The sequence below is a fragment of the Roseburia rectibacter genome, assembly GCF_014287515.2.
Taxonomy (GTDB): domain Bacteria; phylum Bacillota; class Clostridia; order Lachnospirales; family Lachnospiraceae; genus Roseburia; species Roseburia rectibacter.
In genome coordinates, this window is the sequence record NZ_CP092473.1 from 1,233,921 (window position 1) to 1,252,316 (window position 18,396).

At 40.6% G+C, this 18,396-nt stretch carries 15 protein-coding genes, 2 tRNA genes and 1 other annotated feature; of the genes, 15 read left to right on the forward strand and 2 right to left on the reverse strand.

Translation table 11 applies throughout. The features are described from left to right. Positions 1 to 27 precede the first annotated feature (27 nt). The 12 genes from H8S51_RS05920 to ispF all read left to right on the forward strand — a co-directional run bounded on the left by H8S51_RS05920 (position 28) and on the right by ispF (position 10,504). A complete protein-coding gene (locus H8S51_RS05920; protein WP_186898993.1) occupies positions 28 to 474 on the forward strand; it encodes a phage holin family protein in 447 nt (148 codons plus the stop codon). A 137-nt stretch (positions 475 to 611) separates the two neighbouring features. Then, positions 612 to 794 carry an excisionase gene (locus tag H8S51_RS05925; protein ID WP_186898992.1) on the forward strand — a complete coding sequence of 61 codons (183 nt, stop codon included), beginning with the start codon at positions 612 to 614 and terminating at the stop codon, positions 792 to 794. A 79-nt stretch (positions 795 to 873) separates the two neighbouring features. Continuing rightward, the gene (locus H8S51_RS05930) at positions 874 to 2,115 is read left to right on the forward strand and encodes a tyrosine-type recombinase/integrase (RefSeq protein WP_186898991.1); all 1,242 of its coding nucleotides are present in this window, start codon (positions 874 to 876) and stop codon (positions 2,113 to 2,115) included. 150 nt (positions 2,116 to 2,265) lie between these two features. Next, entirely contained in the window at positions 2,266 to 2,871 is a 606-nt protein-coding gene (hisH, locus tag H8S51_RS05935) for an imidazole glycerol phosphate synthase subunit HisH (protein ID WP_117919786.1), read from the forward strand. 15 nt (positions 2,872 to 2,886) lie between these two features. Next, complete coding sequence (gene hisF / locus H8S51_RS05940; RefSeq protein WP_117919785.1) at positions 2,887 to 3,648, forward strand: imidazole glycerol phosphate synthase subunit HisF; 762 nt, start codon at positions 2,887 to 2,889, stop codon at positions 3,646 to 3,648. 23 nt (positions 3,649 to 3,671) lie between these two features. After that, the gene (locus H8S51_RS05945) at positions 3,672 to 4,349 is read left to right on the forward strand and encodes a uracil-DNA glycosylase (RefSeq protein ID WP_186898990.1); all 678 of its coding nucleotides are present in this window, start codon (positions 3,672 to 3,674) and stop codon (positions 4,347 to 4,349) included. Between the two features lie 414 nt (positions 4,350 to 4,763). Then, positions 4,764 to 5,555, forward strand: coding sequence for a flagellar filament capping protein FliD (fliD, locus tag H8S51_RS05950; RefSeq protein WP_241070928.1), 792 nt, complete (start codon positions 4,764 to 4,766; stop codon positions 5,553 to 5,555). Between the two features lie 266 nt (positions 5,556 to 5,821). After that, positions 5,822 to 6,913 (forward strand): tRNA 2-thiouridine(34) synthase MnmA, encoded by a 1,092-nt coding sequence (gene mnmA, locus H8S51_RS05955; RefSeq protein WP_117919781.1) that lies wholly within the window; start codon positions 5,822 to 5,824, stop codon positions 6,911 to 6,913. A 97-nt stretch (positions 6,914 to 7,010) separates the two neighbouring features. Continuing rightward, the gene (locus H8S51_RS05960) at positions 7,011 to 9,458 is read left to right on the forward strand and encodes a homocysteine S-methyltransferase family protein (RefSeq protein WP_186899076.1); all 2,448 of its coding nucleotides are present in this window, start codon (positions 7,011 to 7,013) and stop codon (positions 9,456 to 9,458) included. Between the two features lie 128 nt (positions 9,459 to 9,586). Next, positions 9,587 to 9,659: transfer RNA gene (locus H8S51_RS05965), tRNA-Val, on the forward strand. A gap of 32 nt (positions 9,660 to 9,691) precedes the next feature. Beyond that, positions 9,692 to 9,765 (forward strand) — tRNA-Met (locus H8S51_RS05970). A 193-nt stretch (positions 9,766 to 9,958) separates the two neighbouring features. Further along, complete coding sequence (ispF, locus tag H8S51_RS05975) at positions 9,959 to 10,504, forward strand: 2-C-methyl-D-erythritol 2,4-cyclodiphosphate synthase (RefSeq protein WP_186898988.1); 546 nt, start codon at positions 9,959 to 9,961, stop codon at positions 10,502 to 10,504. 65 nt (positions 10,505 to 10,569) lie between these two features. Here the strand turns inward: ispF and H8S51_RS05980 are convergent, their stop codons facing one another. Then, positions 10,570 to 10,953 carry a helix-turn-helix domain-containing protein gene (locus tag H8S51_RS05980; RefSeq protein ID WP_186898987.1) on the reverse strand — a complete coding sequence of 128 codons (384 nt, stop codon included), beginning with the start codon at positions 10,951 to 10,953 and terminating at the stop codon, positions 10,570 to 10,572. Positions 10,954 to 11,153: 200 nt separating this feature from the next. Here H8S51_RS05980 and H8S51_RS05985 point away from each other — a divergent pair, with 200 nt between their 5' ends. Together H8S51_RS05985 and H8S51_RS05990 are read left to right on the forward strand one after the other, a co-directional pair. After that, positions 11,154 to 12,749 carry a hypothetical protein gene (locus H8S51_RS05985; protein ID WP_186898986.1) on the forward strand — a complete coding sequence of 532 codons (1,596 nt, stop codon included), beginning with the start codon at positions 11,154 to 11,156 and terminating at the stop codon, positions 12,747 to 12,749. A 177-nt stretch (positions 12,750 to 12,926) separates the two neighbouring features. Next, positions 12,927 to 15,797, forward strand: a complete 2,871-nt coding sequence (locus tag H8S51_RS05990) for a fibronectin type III domain-containing protein (RefSeq protein WP_241070929.1) — start codon at positions 12,927 to 12,929, stop codon at positions 15,795 to 15,797. Between the two features lie 54 nt (positions 15,798 to 15,851). On the opposite strand, the gene H8S51_RS05995 is transcribed toward H8S51_RS05990, so the two are convergent. Next, positions 15,852 to 17,171, reverse strand: coding sequence for a GGDEF domain-containing response regulator (locus tag H8S51_RS05995; RefSeq protein ID WP_186898984.1), 1,320 nt, complete (start codon positions 17,169 to 17,171; stop codon positions 15,852 to 15,854). Positions 17,172 to 17,351: 180 nt separating this feature from the next. Next, positions 17,352 to 17,586 (forward strand) — a binding site (T-box leader). A 45-nt stretch (positions 17,587 to 17,631) separates the two neighbouring features. Between H8S51_RS05995 and epsC the strand changes: the two genes are divergently transcribed. Next, the gene (gene epsC, locus H8S51_RS06000; protein ID WP_186898983.1) at positions 17,632 to 18,312 is read left to right on the forward strand and encodes a serine O-acetyltransferase EpsC; all 681 of its coding nucleotides are present in this window, start codon (positions 17,632 to 17,634) and stop codon (positions 18,310 to 18,312) included. Positions 18,313 to 18,396 lie beyond the last annotated feature (84 nt).

Genomic DNA, 18,396 nt, shown 5'->3' on the forward strand with positions numbered 1-18,396 from the left:
CTGCGGGCAGGAAGAGAGGATACATTTATGAAATTTGACAAAATTAACATGATCTATGGACTAATTGCAACGATTGGAGTGACAATTTTTGGAAAGTACTGGTTTTTATTTGCTGGCTTCTTAATTCTGAATGTGGTTGACTATATAACCGGGTACTGTAAGGCGAAACTTTATAACAAAAATGTCTCAAGTGCCATCGGGGCAAAAGGGATTTGCAAAAAGGTGTGGTATTGGCTTGTGATCGGACTTGCTTTTTTTATATCAGATTGTTTTGTGACAATGGGTGAGATTATAGGTATACAGCTTAATTTTGTTCTGTGGTTCGGATGGTTCACACTTGCAACATATTTGATCAATGAAATCCGCAGCATTTTAGAGAACCTGGTTGAAATGAATGTGAAAGTGCCGAAGTTTTTGATTGCCGGATTAGATATTACACAGAAATTACTTGATACTAAAACAGATTCAAAATAATATTATGATGGTAGGTTGTCTCTAAATAATTAGAGATGGCTTACCATCAACAGCGAAAATAGCATTCCCTCTTATTTTTTCCGTATGTAGGTTACAATTGAAACATTTATGATTACCTCAGAATGGAGGTGATCGTTGTGCAAGAAAAATATTTGCTATCTATTAAAGAAACTTCTGATTTATTTGGTATAGGACAGCATCGATTAAGAGAACTGGTTCGGGATGATTACGAATGTAAATATCATTTGATGATTGGACGCGTTATACGGATTAAACGAGAACCATTTGAAAAATTTATAAGCAAAGTTGAGCAGATATAAATTATCGACATCGTGCTTCGAATGTGATATCATCTAAGAGTATTCGTTCGAGGCACCTTTTTTATGGAGGGCTGAGAATATGGCAAATAAAACAGTATCAGAAAAAAATAAACCTACACGAAAGAAGTTACGTGCTAATGAGTATTACAATCCCAAAACAAAACGGTATGAGTATCACTATAAAGATGCTTTAGGGAAAGAACGAGTAATTAGCTCATATAGACTGGATATAACAGATCAGTTGCCAAAAGGTAAACGGAGCGGAAAGAGCTTGCGTGAAAAGGAGGCAGAATTAAGCACACAGCTTGAAAATCATATTGACATTGATGGTGCAAAACTTACTTTACTTGAGGTCATGGGGCGATATTTAGAAAACCTTTATAATAGGAAAGAATTAAGTCCAAATACCAAAATGGGTTATAATGTAACTGTAAATACATTAAAAGAATACCGTCTTGGACATATGGAGATAGGTAAGATAAAACCAGAGCATTGCGAAGACTGGTTATCTGACATGAAAAAGAAATATAGAGGGTCATCTATACAATCACAAATCAGCCTTATAAAAAGAACATTTGAGTATGCTATTGACTACGATTATATTGTAAAGAATCCGTTTAGAAGAATTACGACTGACAGAAGCGATAGCAAACAGATGGAAGCGCTGACTATACAAGATATGAACAGGTTTTTGGAGTTTTGCTCAACAGACGCACATAGTAAACACTGCTATGATATGATTTATATTTTGTTTTGGACAGGCATGAGAGTGTCTGAATTATGTGGGCTTACTTTGGATGATATAGACATGAATAAGAGGATGATACGTGTTGAAAAACAGTTATTATGTCTGAATCATAAACACGTAGTGCGAAAACCTAAAACATCAAATGGCATAAGATTCATTCCTATGACAGATGGTGTGTACAATAGTTTTGAACATGTACTGAAAAATCGATATTTAAAAGGTGATATCGAACCGGTTTGCTATGATGAGAGGGGTAATGCATACGAAAGGTTTGTGTTCTTGGCAACAAGAAGCCGTAAAACAATTGTTAGGGCTCATGTTGAGGAATATTTGCAGAATTGCATTAAGCGTTTCAATATTGTAAATCCAGATACACCAATTCGGAAGTTTGAACCTCATATTTGCAGACATACTTTTGCAACTAATATGCAGACGCTTACGCCAAAGACACTTCAATATATTTTGGGGCATGGCAATATTAGTACAACAATGAACAACTACGTAGATGCGAAGCCTGGAGCGCAGCAATTGACCGAGATCAATGAGCTGGCAAATACTATGGCAGCTATTTAGTATATTTTTTAGTATACTAAATACGTACTAAATAATTTGAGTAATAAAAAGGAACAAGACGTACCAAAGAGCAACGAAATGTAATTTGGCTGATAGCTGGAAACCGCATGGTTGCTGGATATTTTAAGAAACAGCGGGAGATGAAAATAAATGATAGCGATCATAGACTATGATGCAGGTAATTTAAAGAGCGTACAGAAAGCACTTGATTTTTTACATCAGGATTGCGTGGTAACAAGGGATTTTCATGAGATCCGTCAGGCAGACAAGGTAATATTACCGGGGGTTGGTTCTTTCGGCGAGGCGATGGATCAGTTAAAAAAATATGAGCTGGACAAAGTAATTCGTGAAGTGGCAGAAGAGAAAAAGCCATTTCTTGGAATCTGTCTTGGACTGCAGCTTTTATTTGAAGGCAGTGAGGAAAGTAGCGGAGTGGAAGGACTGCATTTGTTAGACGGACAGATCTTACGGATACCGGATACAGAAGGATTAAAAATACCGCATATCGGATGGAATTCACTGGATTTTCAGAATAATGGAAGATTATTTGCAGGGCTGCCGGAACATCCGTATGTTTATTTTGTTCATTCTTATTATCTGAAAGCAAAGGATGATATGATCGTAAAGGCAACTACGGAATATGGCACACATATTCACGCTTCTGTGGAACAGGACAATATCTTTGCATGTCAGTTCCACCCGGAAAAAAGCAGTACAGTCGGACTTAAGATACTAGAAAATTTTGCCGGGATTTAAGACGGGAGGATAAAAATGTTTACAAAGCGAATTATTCCGTGTCTGGATGTGAATAACGGACGTGTGGTAAAGGGTGTTAATTTCGTGAATTTAAGAGATGCCGGAGATCCGGTGGAGATAGCAGCAGCTTATGATAAAGCAGGCGCAGATGAACTGGTATTTCTCGATATTACTGCAACTTCAGATGCAAGGGAGACAGTTGTGGATATGGTGCGCAAGGTGGCAGAAAAGGTATTTATACCATTTACTGTCGGCGGGGGTATCCGTACTGTGGATGATTTTAAAGCCTTGCTCCGCGAGGGAGCCGATAAGATATCCATCAATTCATCTGCGATCAACCGCCCGGAACTTATCAGTGAGGCTGCAGATAAGTTTGGCAGTCAGTGTGTGGTTGCGGCGATCGATGCCAGAAAAAGAGCTGATGGTTCGGGATGGAATATCTATAAAAATGGCGGACGTATCGATGTTGGCATTGATGCAGTAGAGTGGGCAATGAAAGCAGACAGACTCGGTGCGGGGGAAATTCTTCTGACGAGCATGGATTGTGATGGAACAAAGGCAGGTTATGATCTTGAACTGACGCGCACCATTGCGGAAAATGTATCCATTCCTGTAATTGCTTCCGGTGGAGCGGGTACGAAAGAACATTTTTATGATGCATTGACGGAAGGAAAAGCAGATGCAGCACTTGCAGCGTCTTTATTCCATTATAAAGAACTTGAAATCCGCGATCTGAAAGATTATCTGGCAGAGCGTGGTGTTTCTGTAAGAAGATAAAAATAAAGAAAAGAGAATTTATCATGGCAATGATCACAAATGACTGGCTTCCGGCAATTCAGGGAGAGTTTAAAAAGCCATATTACAGGGAATTATTTCAATTTGTAAAAGAAGAATACAGCAGGGCGGTCATTTATCCGCCGGCAGATGATATCTTCAATGCGATGCATTTTACACCGCTTAGTGAAGTAAAAGTATTGATCTTAGGACAGGATCCGTATCACAATGAGAATCAGGCACATGGTCTGAGTTTTTCAGTACTGCCATCACAGAAGGAGATTCCACCATCATTGCAGAATATTTATAAAGAACTGCAGGATGATTTAGGCTGTTATATACCGAACAACGGATATTTAAAAAAATGGGCGGATCAGGGAGTGCTTCTTTTGAATACGGTGCTGACGGTTCGCGCGCATCAGGCTAATTCCCATCAGGGAAGAGGATGGGAGCAGTTTACCGATGCGATCATTCAGGCTGTCAATGCCCAGGATCGTCCAATCGTATATATGCTGTGGGGCAGACCCGCACAGAGCAAGATCCCGATGCTCACGAATCCGAAGCATCTGATCTTAAAGGCACCGCATCCGAGTCCGCTTTCAGCATACAGAGGATTCTTTGGATGCAGACATTTCAGCCAGGCAAATGATTTCTTAAAAGCAAATGGGATCGCGCCGATCGACTGGCAGATTGAGAATATCTGATTCGATGTCTGGTACATCGATTTTTAAATAACCAGAATGTCTGTATAGCGTACATTCTGGTTATTTTCTCTATAAATGAGGAGTGCCCAGACACCTTTCGGCGCCTGGGCTATTATGAAAAAAATTTATCAAGTATATTATAACAAGTTGTCTAAGTATTTTTTTACTGTATTTAGTATATCAATCATATATGAACAAAGTATGAATAATAAATTAACAATTTTTTTAGTAATTTAAAACAAAAAAACAGGAAAAAATACAAAAAAATTGGTGAGGTTACCCATACGCACGAAATGGTTATTTTGAATGTGTAAAATACTTGAAAATGTAAAGAAAACAGCCTAAAATGACGATATAAGAAACAACGGGGAAGTTTTTGGTAATCTATTGTATTATTTCAAAGGAGTGAGATATATGGCAACGATTTCCGGTTATAATTCATATTCAATGGGAGTTTTGTTCTCCGGATTAAATACCACGTCATCTAAGAATTCATTATTTTCCAGCAGTATGTCAGGAAGTGATATACTTGGAATTAATTACAGTGACTGGGCAACAATCAAATCCGGCAGCTATTTTAAACTGTTAGATGCCTACTATGGAAAAGGCGGGCAGGTCAGCGGCTCTGGTGATACAACATCTTCTTCAACATCAACATCCAAAGATGACACTAAGACACTTGCAGCAATCGAGAGTGATGCGAAGAATGTGGAAAAATCCGTTGCAGCACTTCAGGAGACGGGAGATAAATCCTTATTTAAAGAAGTGACAAAGACAGATAAGGATGGAAATAAGACAACCGGATATGATACGGATGCGATTTATAAAGCTGTGAAAGACTTTACAGACAGCTATAACAGCCTGCTTGATGAAGTCGGCGATTCGAATACAAAAAGTATTTTAAGAGCTGGTGCAAGCATGGTAAGTGTGACAGAGGCAAACCGCAGGTCACTTTCCGATATCGGTATTTCCATTGGAGCAGATAATAAACTTACGATCGATGAAGAGAAGTTTAAGAAAGCTGATATGGGCAAAGTTAAGACAATGTTTGCAGATAACAGTTATTATGGAACAGAAGTAAAACGTCAGGCATCACGTGCAGAATCTTATGCAAAGAGTGAGGCAGCAAAGGCGAATACTTATCAGAAATCAGGTTCTTATACTTATAATTACAGAACAGGTGAGCTTTATAATTCTAAGATCTGATCGCAGAATGGGATGATGAAATTACATTACTGTTATAAAATGTGAAAAGCAGACGGTAATGATTATATTGGTTTGGCATGGACGGAAAGAAAGCTGGTCTGTGCAGAAACGGCTATTTATGAGAAACTCAGATTGGGTTTCTCATAAATTTTGCAAAAAAATAATAAGCGTGCCGGAAAAAAATATTGCACAATGGTGCGATGTATGGTCAAATAATAGGTAGTGTGCAGGAATAAGGATTATATGTAAAATTTGAGATAGATGAAATGGAGAATAAAATGGCAGCAAAGAAAGTAGTAGTCGGCATGTCCGGTGGTGTGGATTCCTCCGTGGCAGCATACCTTTTAAAAGAACAGGGATATGACGTCATTGGTGTGACCATGCAGATCTGGCAGGATGAGGATGAATTTGTGCAGGAGGAGAGTGGCGGATGCTGTGGCCTTTCTGCGGTAGATGATGCGAGAAGAGTGGCAGACCGTCTGGGAATCCCGTATTATGTCATGAATTTTAAACAGGAATTTAAGAAAAATGTTATGGATTATTTTACCGCGGAATATTTAAAGGGCAGAACGCCGAATCCGTGTATTGCCTGCAACCGTTATGTAAAATGGGAAGCACTGTTAAACAGGAGTCTTGCAATTGGTGCAGATTACATTGCAACCGGACATTATGCGAGAATTGAACAGCTTTCTAATGGAAGATATGCGATCAAAAATTCTGTAACGGCAGCAAAAGATCAGACCTACGCACTTTATAATCTGACGCAGGAGCAGCTATCACATACACTGATGCCGGTTGGTGCCTATCATAAAGATGAGATCCGTAAGATCGCCGAGAATATCGGTCTTATGGTTGCACATAAAAAAGACAGCCAGGAAATCTGCTTTGTCTCTGACAACGACTATGCCGGTTTTATTGACAGGGAATGCAAAGGTCAGGTACCGCCTCCGGGAAATTTTGTCCTGACAGACGGAACTGTGGTTGGAAAACATAAAGGAATCACACATTACACGATCGGACAGAGAAAAGGACTCGGAATCGCATTTGGGCATCCGGTTTTTGTCACAGAGATACGTCCGGAGACAAATGAAGTTGTACTTGGCGAGAATAAAGATGTGTTTACCTATGAACTGGATGCGGATCATATTAATTTTATGTCAATTCCGGATATTAAAGATGAGATGCTTTTAAAAGCCAAAATACGTTATTCTCACAGTGGAAGTATGTGCAAGGTAACAAGAACAGGGGAGGATACGATACACTGTGAATTTTTAGAGCCGGTGCGTGCGGTAACTCCGGGTCAGGCAGTTGTATTGTATGATGGAGAATATGTTGCCGGGGGTGGTACCATCCTTTAGAAAAGTATAAACAACAGAGAACTGCTGAAGTGATTCGATGAATAGACGGCAGATCACAGAAATACAAATGACATGGAAAAGAAAGGAACTGGCAGAGATGACAAGAGAAGCGTTTAGAGAGCTGGTAAAAAATGGTCCGGTACTGCTTGATGGTGCGACAGGAACGAATTTACAGAAAGCAGGAATGCCGGTCGGAGTATGTCCGGAGCAGTGGATTCTGGAAAATTCAGAAGTACTGGTTAATCTGCAGAAACAGTATGTGGAGGCAGGCACAGATATTTTATTTGCTCCGACTTTTACCGCGAGCAGGATCAAGTTAAAAGAATACGGTTTAGAAGATCATTTAGAGGAGATGAACCGTAAGCTGGTCGCATTGTCAAAAGAAGCTGCAAAAGGTACGGATGCGCTGGTTGCCGGAGATCTTACCATGACAGGAGAACAGCTTTACCCGTTAGGAGATCTGATGTTTGAAGACCTGGTGAATGTTTATAAAGAACAGGCAAAGATCATCGCAGATGCAGGGGCTGACCTTTTTGTAGTTGAGACGATGATGAGCCTGCAGGAATGCCGTGCGGCGGTACTTGCGATCCGGGAAGTGTGTGATCTGCCGATTATGGTTTCACTGACCTACAATGAAGACGGAAGAACACTCTACGGAACTGATCCGGTTACAGCGGTTGTTGTGATGCAGAGTCTTGGTGCGGATGCGGTCGGGATGAACTGTTCAACCGGACCGGAGGCTATGTTAGAACCGATCGCAAAAATGGCAGAGTACGCAACGATACCGCTTCTTGCGAAACCGAATGCCGGCATGCCGGAGTTGATCGATGGTCAGACCGTTTTTAATGTAGAACCGGAAGAATTTGCCGAAGTCGGGAAAAAGTTAGTCGAAGAGGGAGCAGCCATCATTGGAGGATGCTGTGGAACAACACCGGAACATATCCGTGCTTTAAAGCAGGCAGTAAAGGATATTCCGGTCAAAGCACCGCTTCAGACAAAGAGAAGAATGCTGACTTCAGAACGCAAATCAGTGGAGATCACACTCGATGGACGTTTTATGGTCATTGGAGAGCGCATTAACCCGACCGGAAAGAAAAAGCTGCAGGCTGAGTTAAAAGAAGGTTCTTTAAATCTTGTCCGCACGATGGCATTAGAGCAGGAAGAAAACGGAGCGTCGATCCTTGATATCAATATGGGTATGAATGGTATTGATGAGAAAGAAATGATGCTGCGTACCATATATGAGGTAACTTCAACGGTGGACTGCCCGCTTTGTATTGATTCCAGCCACGTAGATATTATTGAGGCTGCACTTCGTATTTATCCGGGACGTGCACTTATCAACTCAATATCACTGGAAAAAGAAAAGTTTGAAAAACTCCTTCCAATTGCAAAGAAATATGGTGCAATGTTTATCCTGCTTCCTCTCTCAGATGAGGGGCTGCCGAAAGATTCTGCAGAGAAACATGGAATTATCCGCACGATCATGGATGAGGCAGTCAGAATTGGTATGGCAAAAGAAGATATCATTGTGGACGGACTGGTTGCCACGATCGGGGCAAATCCAAATGCCGCATTAGAATGTTTTGAGACTTTTTCTTATTGCAAAAATGAACTGGAACTTCCAACGGCGTGTGGACTTTCCAATATTTCATTTGGACTGCCTGAGCGTACTTATGTCAATACGGCATTTCTTACGATGGCGATCGCAAACGGACTTACGATGGCGATCGCAAATCCGTCTCAGGAACTTCTGATGAATGCTGCGTTTGCATCTGATATGCTTTTAAATAAGAAGGAAAGTGATATCCGTTATATTGAAAGGATGAACTTTTTATCAGAAAAATATGCCGGCATGGAACGGGTGATGGTTCAAAAGACTCCGACAGATGCATCTGCGAGTGGTGAGACCAAAAAGGAGAGTGCAGGAAGCGGCGTATTTCAGGCAGTTTTAAAGGGAAATAAAGAGCATGTGTTAGATGAAGTAAAAAAGATGTTAGATGACGGTGCAAAACCGGATGAAATTATCAATGAACATCTGATCGCTGCGATCAATGAAGTGGGAGAACTATTTGATAAAAAGAAATATTTTCTGCCACAGCTTATTTCTTCCGCCAATACGATGAAACTTGCAATCGAATATTTAGAGCCGATGTTAGAGCGCAGCAATACTGAGGCAATGGCAACGATCGTTGTAGCAACTGTTGAGGGGGATATTCATGATATCGGCAAGAATCTGGTGGTTCTGATGCTGAAAAATTACGGGTATCATGTGATCGACCTTGGCAAGGATGTTCCGGCAGATGTGATCGTGGATACTGCAATGAAAGAGCGCGCAAAGGTAATAGGCCTTTCTGCACTGATGACGACCACGATGATGCGGATGAAAGATGTTGTGGAACTTGCAAAAGAGAAAGGATGCACGGCGAAGATCGTGATCGGAGGAGCGGCGATCACAGAGAGCTTTTCAGATGAGATCGGAGCGGATGGATATTCCAAAGATGCAGCGGAATGTGTGAAACTGGTGGAACGGTTACTGGCATAATCTGGTTGTTTTGTTGTTAAAGAATGTTTTTTTGAAATTTTTTGAAAAAATATGAAAAAAAGTGTTGACATTTTTATTTTGAAATAGTATACTTTAGAAGTCGGTTGCGGAAAGCGACCGACACGGACGGGATCTTAGCTCAGCTGGGAGAGCATCTGCCTTACAAGCAGAGGGTCATAGGTTCGAGCCCTATAGGTCCCATTACATCAGAACTTCTGATGACAATTTAATATGGCGGAATAGCTCAGTTGGCTAGAGCATACGGTTCATACCCGTAGTGTCGAGAGTTCGAATCTCCCTTCCGCTACTTCAAGACCTCAGACATTCTGAGGTCTTTTGTTGTATATCGGTATTTTTTTCTGTATAATAAGATCGGGATGCCGGTATTTAAGAAAAAGTGATATTGAAGAGATATTATCAGAGACAGAAGCAAGAGGATTTACACCATGTTCGAAGTGTAATCCACCACAGTAAAAATTTTATGAAAGGGATAGAAAAAAATGCGTGTAGGAATGGGATATGATGTTCACAAATTAGTTGCGGGAAGAGACCTGATTATTGGCGGGGTAAAGATTCCGCATACATTAGGGCTTTTGGGACACTCGGATGCAGATGTTTTACTTCATGCTATTATGGATGCTCTGCTTGGTGCAGCAGCTCTTGGTGATATTGGAAAACATTTTCCGGACACTGATCCGAAATATGAAGGAATTTCAAGTATTAAATTACTTGAACATGTGGCAGAACTGATTGCAGAAAAAGGTTATATCGTGGAAAATATTGATGCGACGATCATTGCACAGAAGCCGAAGATGCGTCCGCATATTGAACAGATGGAGAAAAATATTGCAGAAGCACTTAAGATATCAGAAGACCAGATAAATGTGAAGGCAACAACAGAAGAAGGACTGGGATTTACCGGAACAGAACAGGGAATTTCTGCGCAGGCAGTCTGTGCATTGACAACGATCTATGAGAACAGCGTCAGTGTGGCTGATTCTGCCGGAGGCTGTGCGGGATGTCCGGGACGTGCCTGTGGGAGATAAAAGACAGCATTATTTTTATTGGGATTGCATATGATGGCAGATGTGTTATCATATGCAATCTCGTTTTAGTTATTGTTAGAAGATTGCAGGCGTTGGATCATAAGATCGATCAATCCGGCAAAAAAGATGGCATCTTCTTTGGAAAGAGCTTTTTTCTTATAAAAGACAGGAGTATTTTCCTGACTATTCAGTTTTTGTTTTAAAATTTCCAGATCATGGGAAATATCATTGTGATTTTCATCATTTGTATCCATACATTCACTTCCGAAAAGTAAATAGTTGACCGGGACATGAAAGTAATCCGCGATTTGCATTAAGCGGGAAGCTGGGAAAGAACCTTTTCGCAACTGACTAATATATCCATTTGAAAAACCCAGTTCTTTTTCAAGACGGGAGACAGGAATTTTATATTCTTTACATAGTTCTTTGACACGATCCACACTATTCATAGAGTACCTCCTTGTATTTTTAGAGAATAGACTAAAAACAGCATTGACAAATTAGAGATTACTCTATATAATGACCTTATGATTTAGAGAAAAGCCTAAATAGAGTAGACTCAATATGATAACGACGATTCATATTTTAGATGATGCTCTAAAAAGTGTCAATGTTTTTCTCTAAATCAGTAAAGAGAGGTCATATACGGATGTTAGAGAAAGTAAAAAAAATACCGAAGTCAGCTATATTATATTTGGTATTGGCGATTTTTATGATATTAGCTGTGTCTATGAAGGTAAATTATTACATTGATGAGATTTATACCTATGGATTATCGAACTACAATGGAAATGGAATTGATATGGAAATTGAGTATGATAAGACATATACGCCAGGAACGTCAGTGTATGATGATTATATGAAAGTACAGAACGGACAGCGTTTTGATTATGTGAATGTATGGAGAAATCAGACAAATGATGTTCATCCGCCTTTATATTATGCTTTGATACATACGATTTGTTCCGTTTTCCCGAATAAATTTTCGAAATGGTTTGCTGCCGGCATCAATATCATTTTTGTTCTGCTGACACTATATATGGTAAGAAAAATAATAAATCTGTTTACGGATGATAAGTTTATTTTGTGGAGCATATCACTTTCATTTGTGACGCTCAGCGGAATTATTATGACGGCAACCTACCTCAGAATGTATTGCATGGCAACGTTCTGGGTAACTCTGCTGACCTGTCTGTTTCTGAAACAGGTTGATGAAAAACAGACCAGAAAATTTTATCTACTGACAGGTCTGACAACGATAGCAGGTGCACTTACGCATTATTATGTGATCGTATATGCATTCTTTCTGTCCGTTGTTTATGGGATTTATCTGCTAAAAAAGAAACGGTATGCAGAGACAGCGTGGTTCTGTCTGACAATGGGATGTGCAGGTGGTATTTCAATCGCGGTTTTCCCGGCGATGATCAAACATATTTTCTTTGGATATCGCGGAACGGAGGCGATTGACAATTTTAAAAAGAGTGATAATTACTGGGATAATCTGAAGGCGTTTTTCCAGATCGTGAACAGTCAGCTGTTTGGAAATATACTGGCATATATTTTGATTGCTTTGTTTGTATTGGCGTGTGTTGGTATGTTACAGAAATATACGGATGTTCTGACAGAAAGTAAAATGACAAAGCTGTCATTACCGTTAGATTATAAGGTTAAGATCCGTTATATTCTGATTTTTGCGCCGTGTGTCTGCTATTTTATGATCGTATCGAAAATAACCTTTGTAAATGCAGACCGGTATATGTGGCCGATTTATGCGATCGCATTTACGGCTGTGATGTGTCTGACCTGCGCGATTTGGAGACAGGTATTGAAAGACGGAGCGTTTATCGTGGTAACGGCAATGATGATCGCGGTGATCGCCTGGGGAAGTTTTTCATCCTGCGGATGGCAGTATCTTTTTCAAGAAAGTCAGAATTTACTTGCGGAGGCATATGCACACAATCAGTATGACTGTATTTGTGTGTTGGAGGGAGAAAGTTACTGGCTGTACCCGGAATTTGCAGAGTATTCTAATTATAAAAGCATTACATTTGTTACCGCAGATGAGATTGAACAGGGACAGATCTCAAATTGGGCAGATCATAACGATGGAATTGTGATATCTTATATCAATTATCCGGGAGACCGGGATGAGAATCTGAATAAGTTAAAAGAAATGTATGGTTATACGGGATATGAGTATCTTGGAACATATGGCATGGATAATACCTATTTCCTGCACAGATAAAAATACATAAAAAAATATAAAATTTATTGACACGATCATAAAAATAAGATATGATAAACTATATTTTGGCGAATTGAAATGAGACTCAGATATATTTTTTGTAAGGACATCAGGGGATATTCAAAACAAGGATATATACTGGGTCTTTTTATGTACAAAAGAAGGGAAAATGAGTATATGAAAAAAAGGACGATACGTTTCTGTTGTGGAGTTATGGCTGCGGGCCTGCTGATCTGTGGCATACCGTCTGGGGGAGCAGAGGGAGTAACCCAAAATCATTTGCTGTGGAATGTGGCTGCGGCGGCTGAGACAGCAGTTACAGTGTCGAATGAGAATGAGTTTCTGTCGGCACTTGCACAAAAGCAGAAGAATATTGTTGTAACTGGAAGCTTTTCCGTCAGAGGTCAGGCAGAAGCGAGCGGACAGATGATGCCTGTTGAGATACCGGACGGGACAGTGATTACTGGAAATAATACAGGAAGTATTACGTTCAGCGGACCAATCCAGATCATGGGAGACGGTGTTGTGATCCGGGATATCCAGATTGGTTTTATCTCTACCAATAGTATGAATTCTGTGCCGCATCGTGAGATTTTTCTTGCAGGGCACAGCCTTACACTGGATAATGTAAAAACATATTTGCCGGGAGGAGGGGACGCCAGCCTGGGTGGTTTTGGCGGCACAGAAAAAGAACTTCTTCCAACCATCTATGCAGGAGGATATCACAGTAATACAGCGGTGGGGACGAAAGCGTCACTCACAGTTGTAAATGCAAACAGTGATACAATGTTCCAAAATATCTATATGGGACATAAAGCGTCAGCAGGTGAGAGGACTGCCTATACGGGGAGTGTGGAGTTAAATCTGGACGCAGATGCAAAAGTGCGGGATATTATTTCGGCAGAGGACACAACATCTGCAACACTTACGCTTTCAGGTAAACAAAATGGATATGACGAGATCAGTCTTGTGGAGATCAGGGGAAATGCAAATACAGTATTGACCGTAAACAACTGTGCTGTGTCAGGTGTCATTACAACAGGGATTAAAGATATTGTTTTAGATGCAGGAGGAAGACTGCAGCCGAAAGATGAAACAGCGCAGTTAAACAATATTACATTGAAAAACGGTGGTTGTCTGGATCTTACAAAAATAATAGATGCTCAGGTAAAGGGCAATTTCACAAGTGGTGGCAGTGTGGCAAAGGGAAAGCTTGTTCTTGATCAAAATGGATACGTTCAGATTAATGGACAGGTAAGCGGTGTTACACAGTTCCAGGTGGGAAGTCATGCTATATCTGGTAATCTTTTAAATGAGCATACCTATATCATAGCAGAGAATGGAACAGCAGGAAATTTTGTGTTATCAGATAAAGATATCAATAACAACTACAGCCTGATCTGCAAAAATGGGATGTGGACAGCGTATCGCAATTATGTACCGGAGGAACGTGAACTTGATAGTATCGAGATAAAATCCTGCCCGAAAAATGTTTACACCGGTAATATTCCGACAGACATTACAGATAAAACCGATGATGCACCATATCTGGATGTGATATGGAAGGATCAGTATGGAGAAGATTACACGTTTGATGAAGTTGCAAATGAATATGATGGCTATGGATTTTATAATGATATGATACTGATCCGTTCTGATTACTGGAATAGTGATGATGAAGACATTCAACAAAAAAAGGACTGGGAAAACCCAATCCGTCTGGATGTGGATAAAAATGAGTCAGACCGCTATTATCTGATTGCATATGGTGAAGTGAAAACAGGAAAATACACCTTATTATTATGTTCGGATCCGTTTGATGATCCGAATACTGTGGCAGATGTAAAAGCACTGAAAGATACCGTGTTGGCAGAAAAGGAAATAATATTCACAGATGAACCAGATGTATCGCATCAGCATGTGGCGGGCGAGCCGGTAAAAGAAAACGAGATAGCTGCGACCTGTACCCAAAAAGGAAGCTACGATAAGGTAGTTTATTGTAAGGATAAAGGCTGCGGGGAAGAACTTTCCCGTGAGAATATTATGGTTTCAGCATTAGGGCATAAAAAGGGAGACACTGTCATCGAAAATCGTGTGGAAGCAAAAGTGGGTGTGGAAGGAAGCTATGAAAAAGTAATGTATTGCACCACATGTCATGAGGAGTTAAGCAGAGAAAAAATAGTGATTCCAGCCCTGAAAGAGCCGGATACAGAAGAGCCGGGAACAGAGACACCGGCACCGGAACCGGATACAGAAAAGCCGGGAACAGAGACACCGGAACCGGATACAGAGAAGCCGGCACACAAACACAGTTATGTACTGCAGAAGACCGTAGAGGCAACCTGTGAAAAAGAAGGCGAAAAAGTTTATTCCTGTACCTGCGGGGAAAGCTACAAAGAGAAGATCGCAAAGAAATCCCACACACCGGAGAAGAAGCTGACGCCGGCAAAGCCGGGCAGTAATGGGAAAAATGTGACTGTGTGCAGTGTATGCAAAACAGTGCTGCAGCAGGAGACAATTAATGCACCTAAGAAGTTAAAACTTTCAAAAGAGCGTTATGTGTACGATGGAAAAGCGAAAAAGCCTGCCATAAAAGTGACAGATAATAAAGGAAAAGTGATTTCAAGCGGTTCTTATAAGGTGTCATATCAGAACAATAAGAATACCGGAAAAGCGACTGTAACAGTTAAATTCCGTGGAAATTATACAGGAACACTGAAAAAGACGTTTGAGATCTGCCCGAAGGGAACATCCCTCACAGATGTAAAAGCCGCAAAAAAATCATTTACACTAAAATGGAAAAAACAGGCATCACAGACAAGCGGATATGAAATCGCATATGCAACGGATGCATCATTTTCCAAAAAGAACACAAAAACGACAGTAGTCAAAGGTAATAAGACTACATCGAAAGGAATAAAAGGTCTAAAGCCGGGGAAAAAGTATTATATAAAAATACGGACGTACAAAGAAATAAAATCAGGAACCAAAAAGGTAAAGATTTATTCAGACTGGTCAAATAAAAAATCAGTTAAAACAAAAAAATAGATACGCAGAATAAAAAGCGGTCAGATGATAAATAAAGTCATCTGACCGTTGTTTTTATGAGATATCATCATGTGTCTGATATTTTTTGACGCGTCTTTTGATACTTTCAACATCAATCGGCTCAAAAATAAGATCGCTGATCACATTGGATAATATGGCATTCCGAACCTGTGTCAGGTTACTTTCCTGACAAATGGCAATAATAGGAACTGACTGTGCCAAGGATTCATGACTTAATTCTTCCCATATTTTCTGACCGTCATCTTTGCTTTCGGATACATCTATGTAAACGGCAGGAACGTGGTTGTTTTTATCCATAACCGCATAATGTATCTCAGCAAGGGAAGATATTTTTACAAGCCTGTCCGGATAAGAATGAGCGAACTTCAACGTGGATGCGACATTCCTGGACTGTGTATATAATAAAATATTTTTCAGCGTGGCATCGGATACTGGCGAAGAAACCCCATATTCGGAAAAACATTGTTTCCCGGATTTTTTTGAGTTGCTGAGTGCAGTATCTGCTTTCTGAAAAAGTGTGGTATAAGACGTTTCGTATGGATCTGTGAAAGCAATACCGATGCTGATTGTAACATTTTCAGGGATTGACAGTCCTTCCTTGTCTAAAATGGCATCTAAAAGCTCCTGTGCTTTTTCGTAGATTGCCTCTTTGGTTGTTATATTTCGCACAAAAACAACAAATTCATCTCCGCCGATGCGTCCAACAATATCAGAACCTGAAAAATGGGATGCAAGAATACCGGCTACCACAGATATTGTGTGATCCCCCATTTTGTGGCCACAGATATCGTTAACGGCTTTGAAATTGTCGATATCAATGGCGAATAATGCATGCAGACCTTCGGGACTTGATAAAAGTATATGGGAAATTGTGTGCTCAGCTGTGGTTTTATTCAGAAGATGTGTCATCTCATCAACTTCTGATCTGATCCGTAATTCTTCCCGCTTTTGTAAAATATTATTCAGTCTGCGGTTGGTTTTCAAAATGTTACCAATACGCAGGCGTGCGATGGCGGGTTCAGCAGGCTTACTGATAAAGTCGCTTGCACCTAATTCGAATGCTTTTGTCTGGACTTCAGGGGTATCGGTGGTTGTGAGAACTACAACCGGGATTTTCTTAAATTCCGGCATTCCCTGTCTGTGTTTTAGAACATCAAAACCATCCATGCCGGACATGACCAGATCTAAAAGGACAAGATCGATCATGTCCTGTTTTTCTTCGATCATTTTCAGACATTCCTCGCCGGAGGATACTTCAAGAATATTGAAGTTTGAAGAAAATATTTCATTTAAAACTGCACGCTGTAAGCGTGAATCATCTACAATCAACAGAGTTTCTCTTTGCTGTTCCATAATAAAATCCTTCGTATAAATTGTAAATTATCCCCAGAATAACCAGATACTATTTATAATGTAACACGGAAAAGGATCGTATGCAATGAGAAAAAGGGGAGAGAACAAATAAAAAAGTTGACAAATCGGAAGCAAGTGCATAAACTAGAGTAAGTAAATAAACTTACCAGTATAAATACGATAAGGGCATTGAGCGGGAAGAGTAAGAAATCAGAGTGCTGACAGAGAGAAACTGCCATCGGCTGCAAGCAGTTTTCAGAAAGAGATTTCCGAAGTGCCTCCGTGAGCCTGTCCGGGGAAAGGGCTTTGTCTGCCAGTACAGTATCCGGATACGAGTAACACGCGTTAAGTGTATTGAGTGAGGATCAAAAGATCCTTAAGTTAGAGTGGAACCACGGATCATTTCGTCTCTTAGAGATGAAATGATCTTTTTTTTGATCCAGGAAAGGGGATGCCGGTTTTGGGAATCATCAGTCATATTAAGGAAGAATTTACAGTGATAAAGGAGCGGGACCCGGCGATCAAATCGCCGATGGAGGTATTGCTTTATCCGAGTTTCCGCGTTATGTTGAGCTACAGACGTGCGCATAAGCTGTATTTAAAAGGACATTTCTTCTGGGCGAGATATATTTCACAGCGGGCAGCGAGAAAAACAGGAATTGAGATACATCCGGGAGCAACGATCGGGAAAGGATTTTTTATTGATCACGGAAGTGGTGTGATCATTGGAGAGACGGCGATCGTTGGGGACAATGTTACTCTGTATCAGGGTGTGACACTAGGCGGTACTGGAAAAGAGACCGGAAAACGTCATCCGACGATCGGGGATAACGTTATGATCAGTGCGGGTGCAAAGATCATCGGTTCCTTCACCGTTGGAGAAAATTCCAAGATCGGAGCGGGAAGTGTGGTCATAGAGGAAGTACCGCCAAACTGTACCGTAGTTGGTGTTCCGGGAAGAATCGTAAAACGTGACAATGTGAAGATGCCGCGCAGTGATATGGATCAATGCCATCTGCCGGATCCGGTCAAAGAGGATATTACCGTACTGCAGAGGGAAAATGCAGAACTGGTCAACCGTGTGCTTGATTTAGAGCAGGCAGTCCGGATTTTAAGTGCTGATGCACAAAAAACAAAATAAAATTGCATTTTGCTCCGCAAAACAAGGAGTAAAATCCTCTGCTCATCAGAGGATTCGCATTTTGCTTCGCAAAACAAGGAGGAT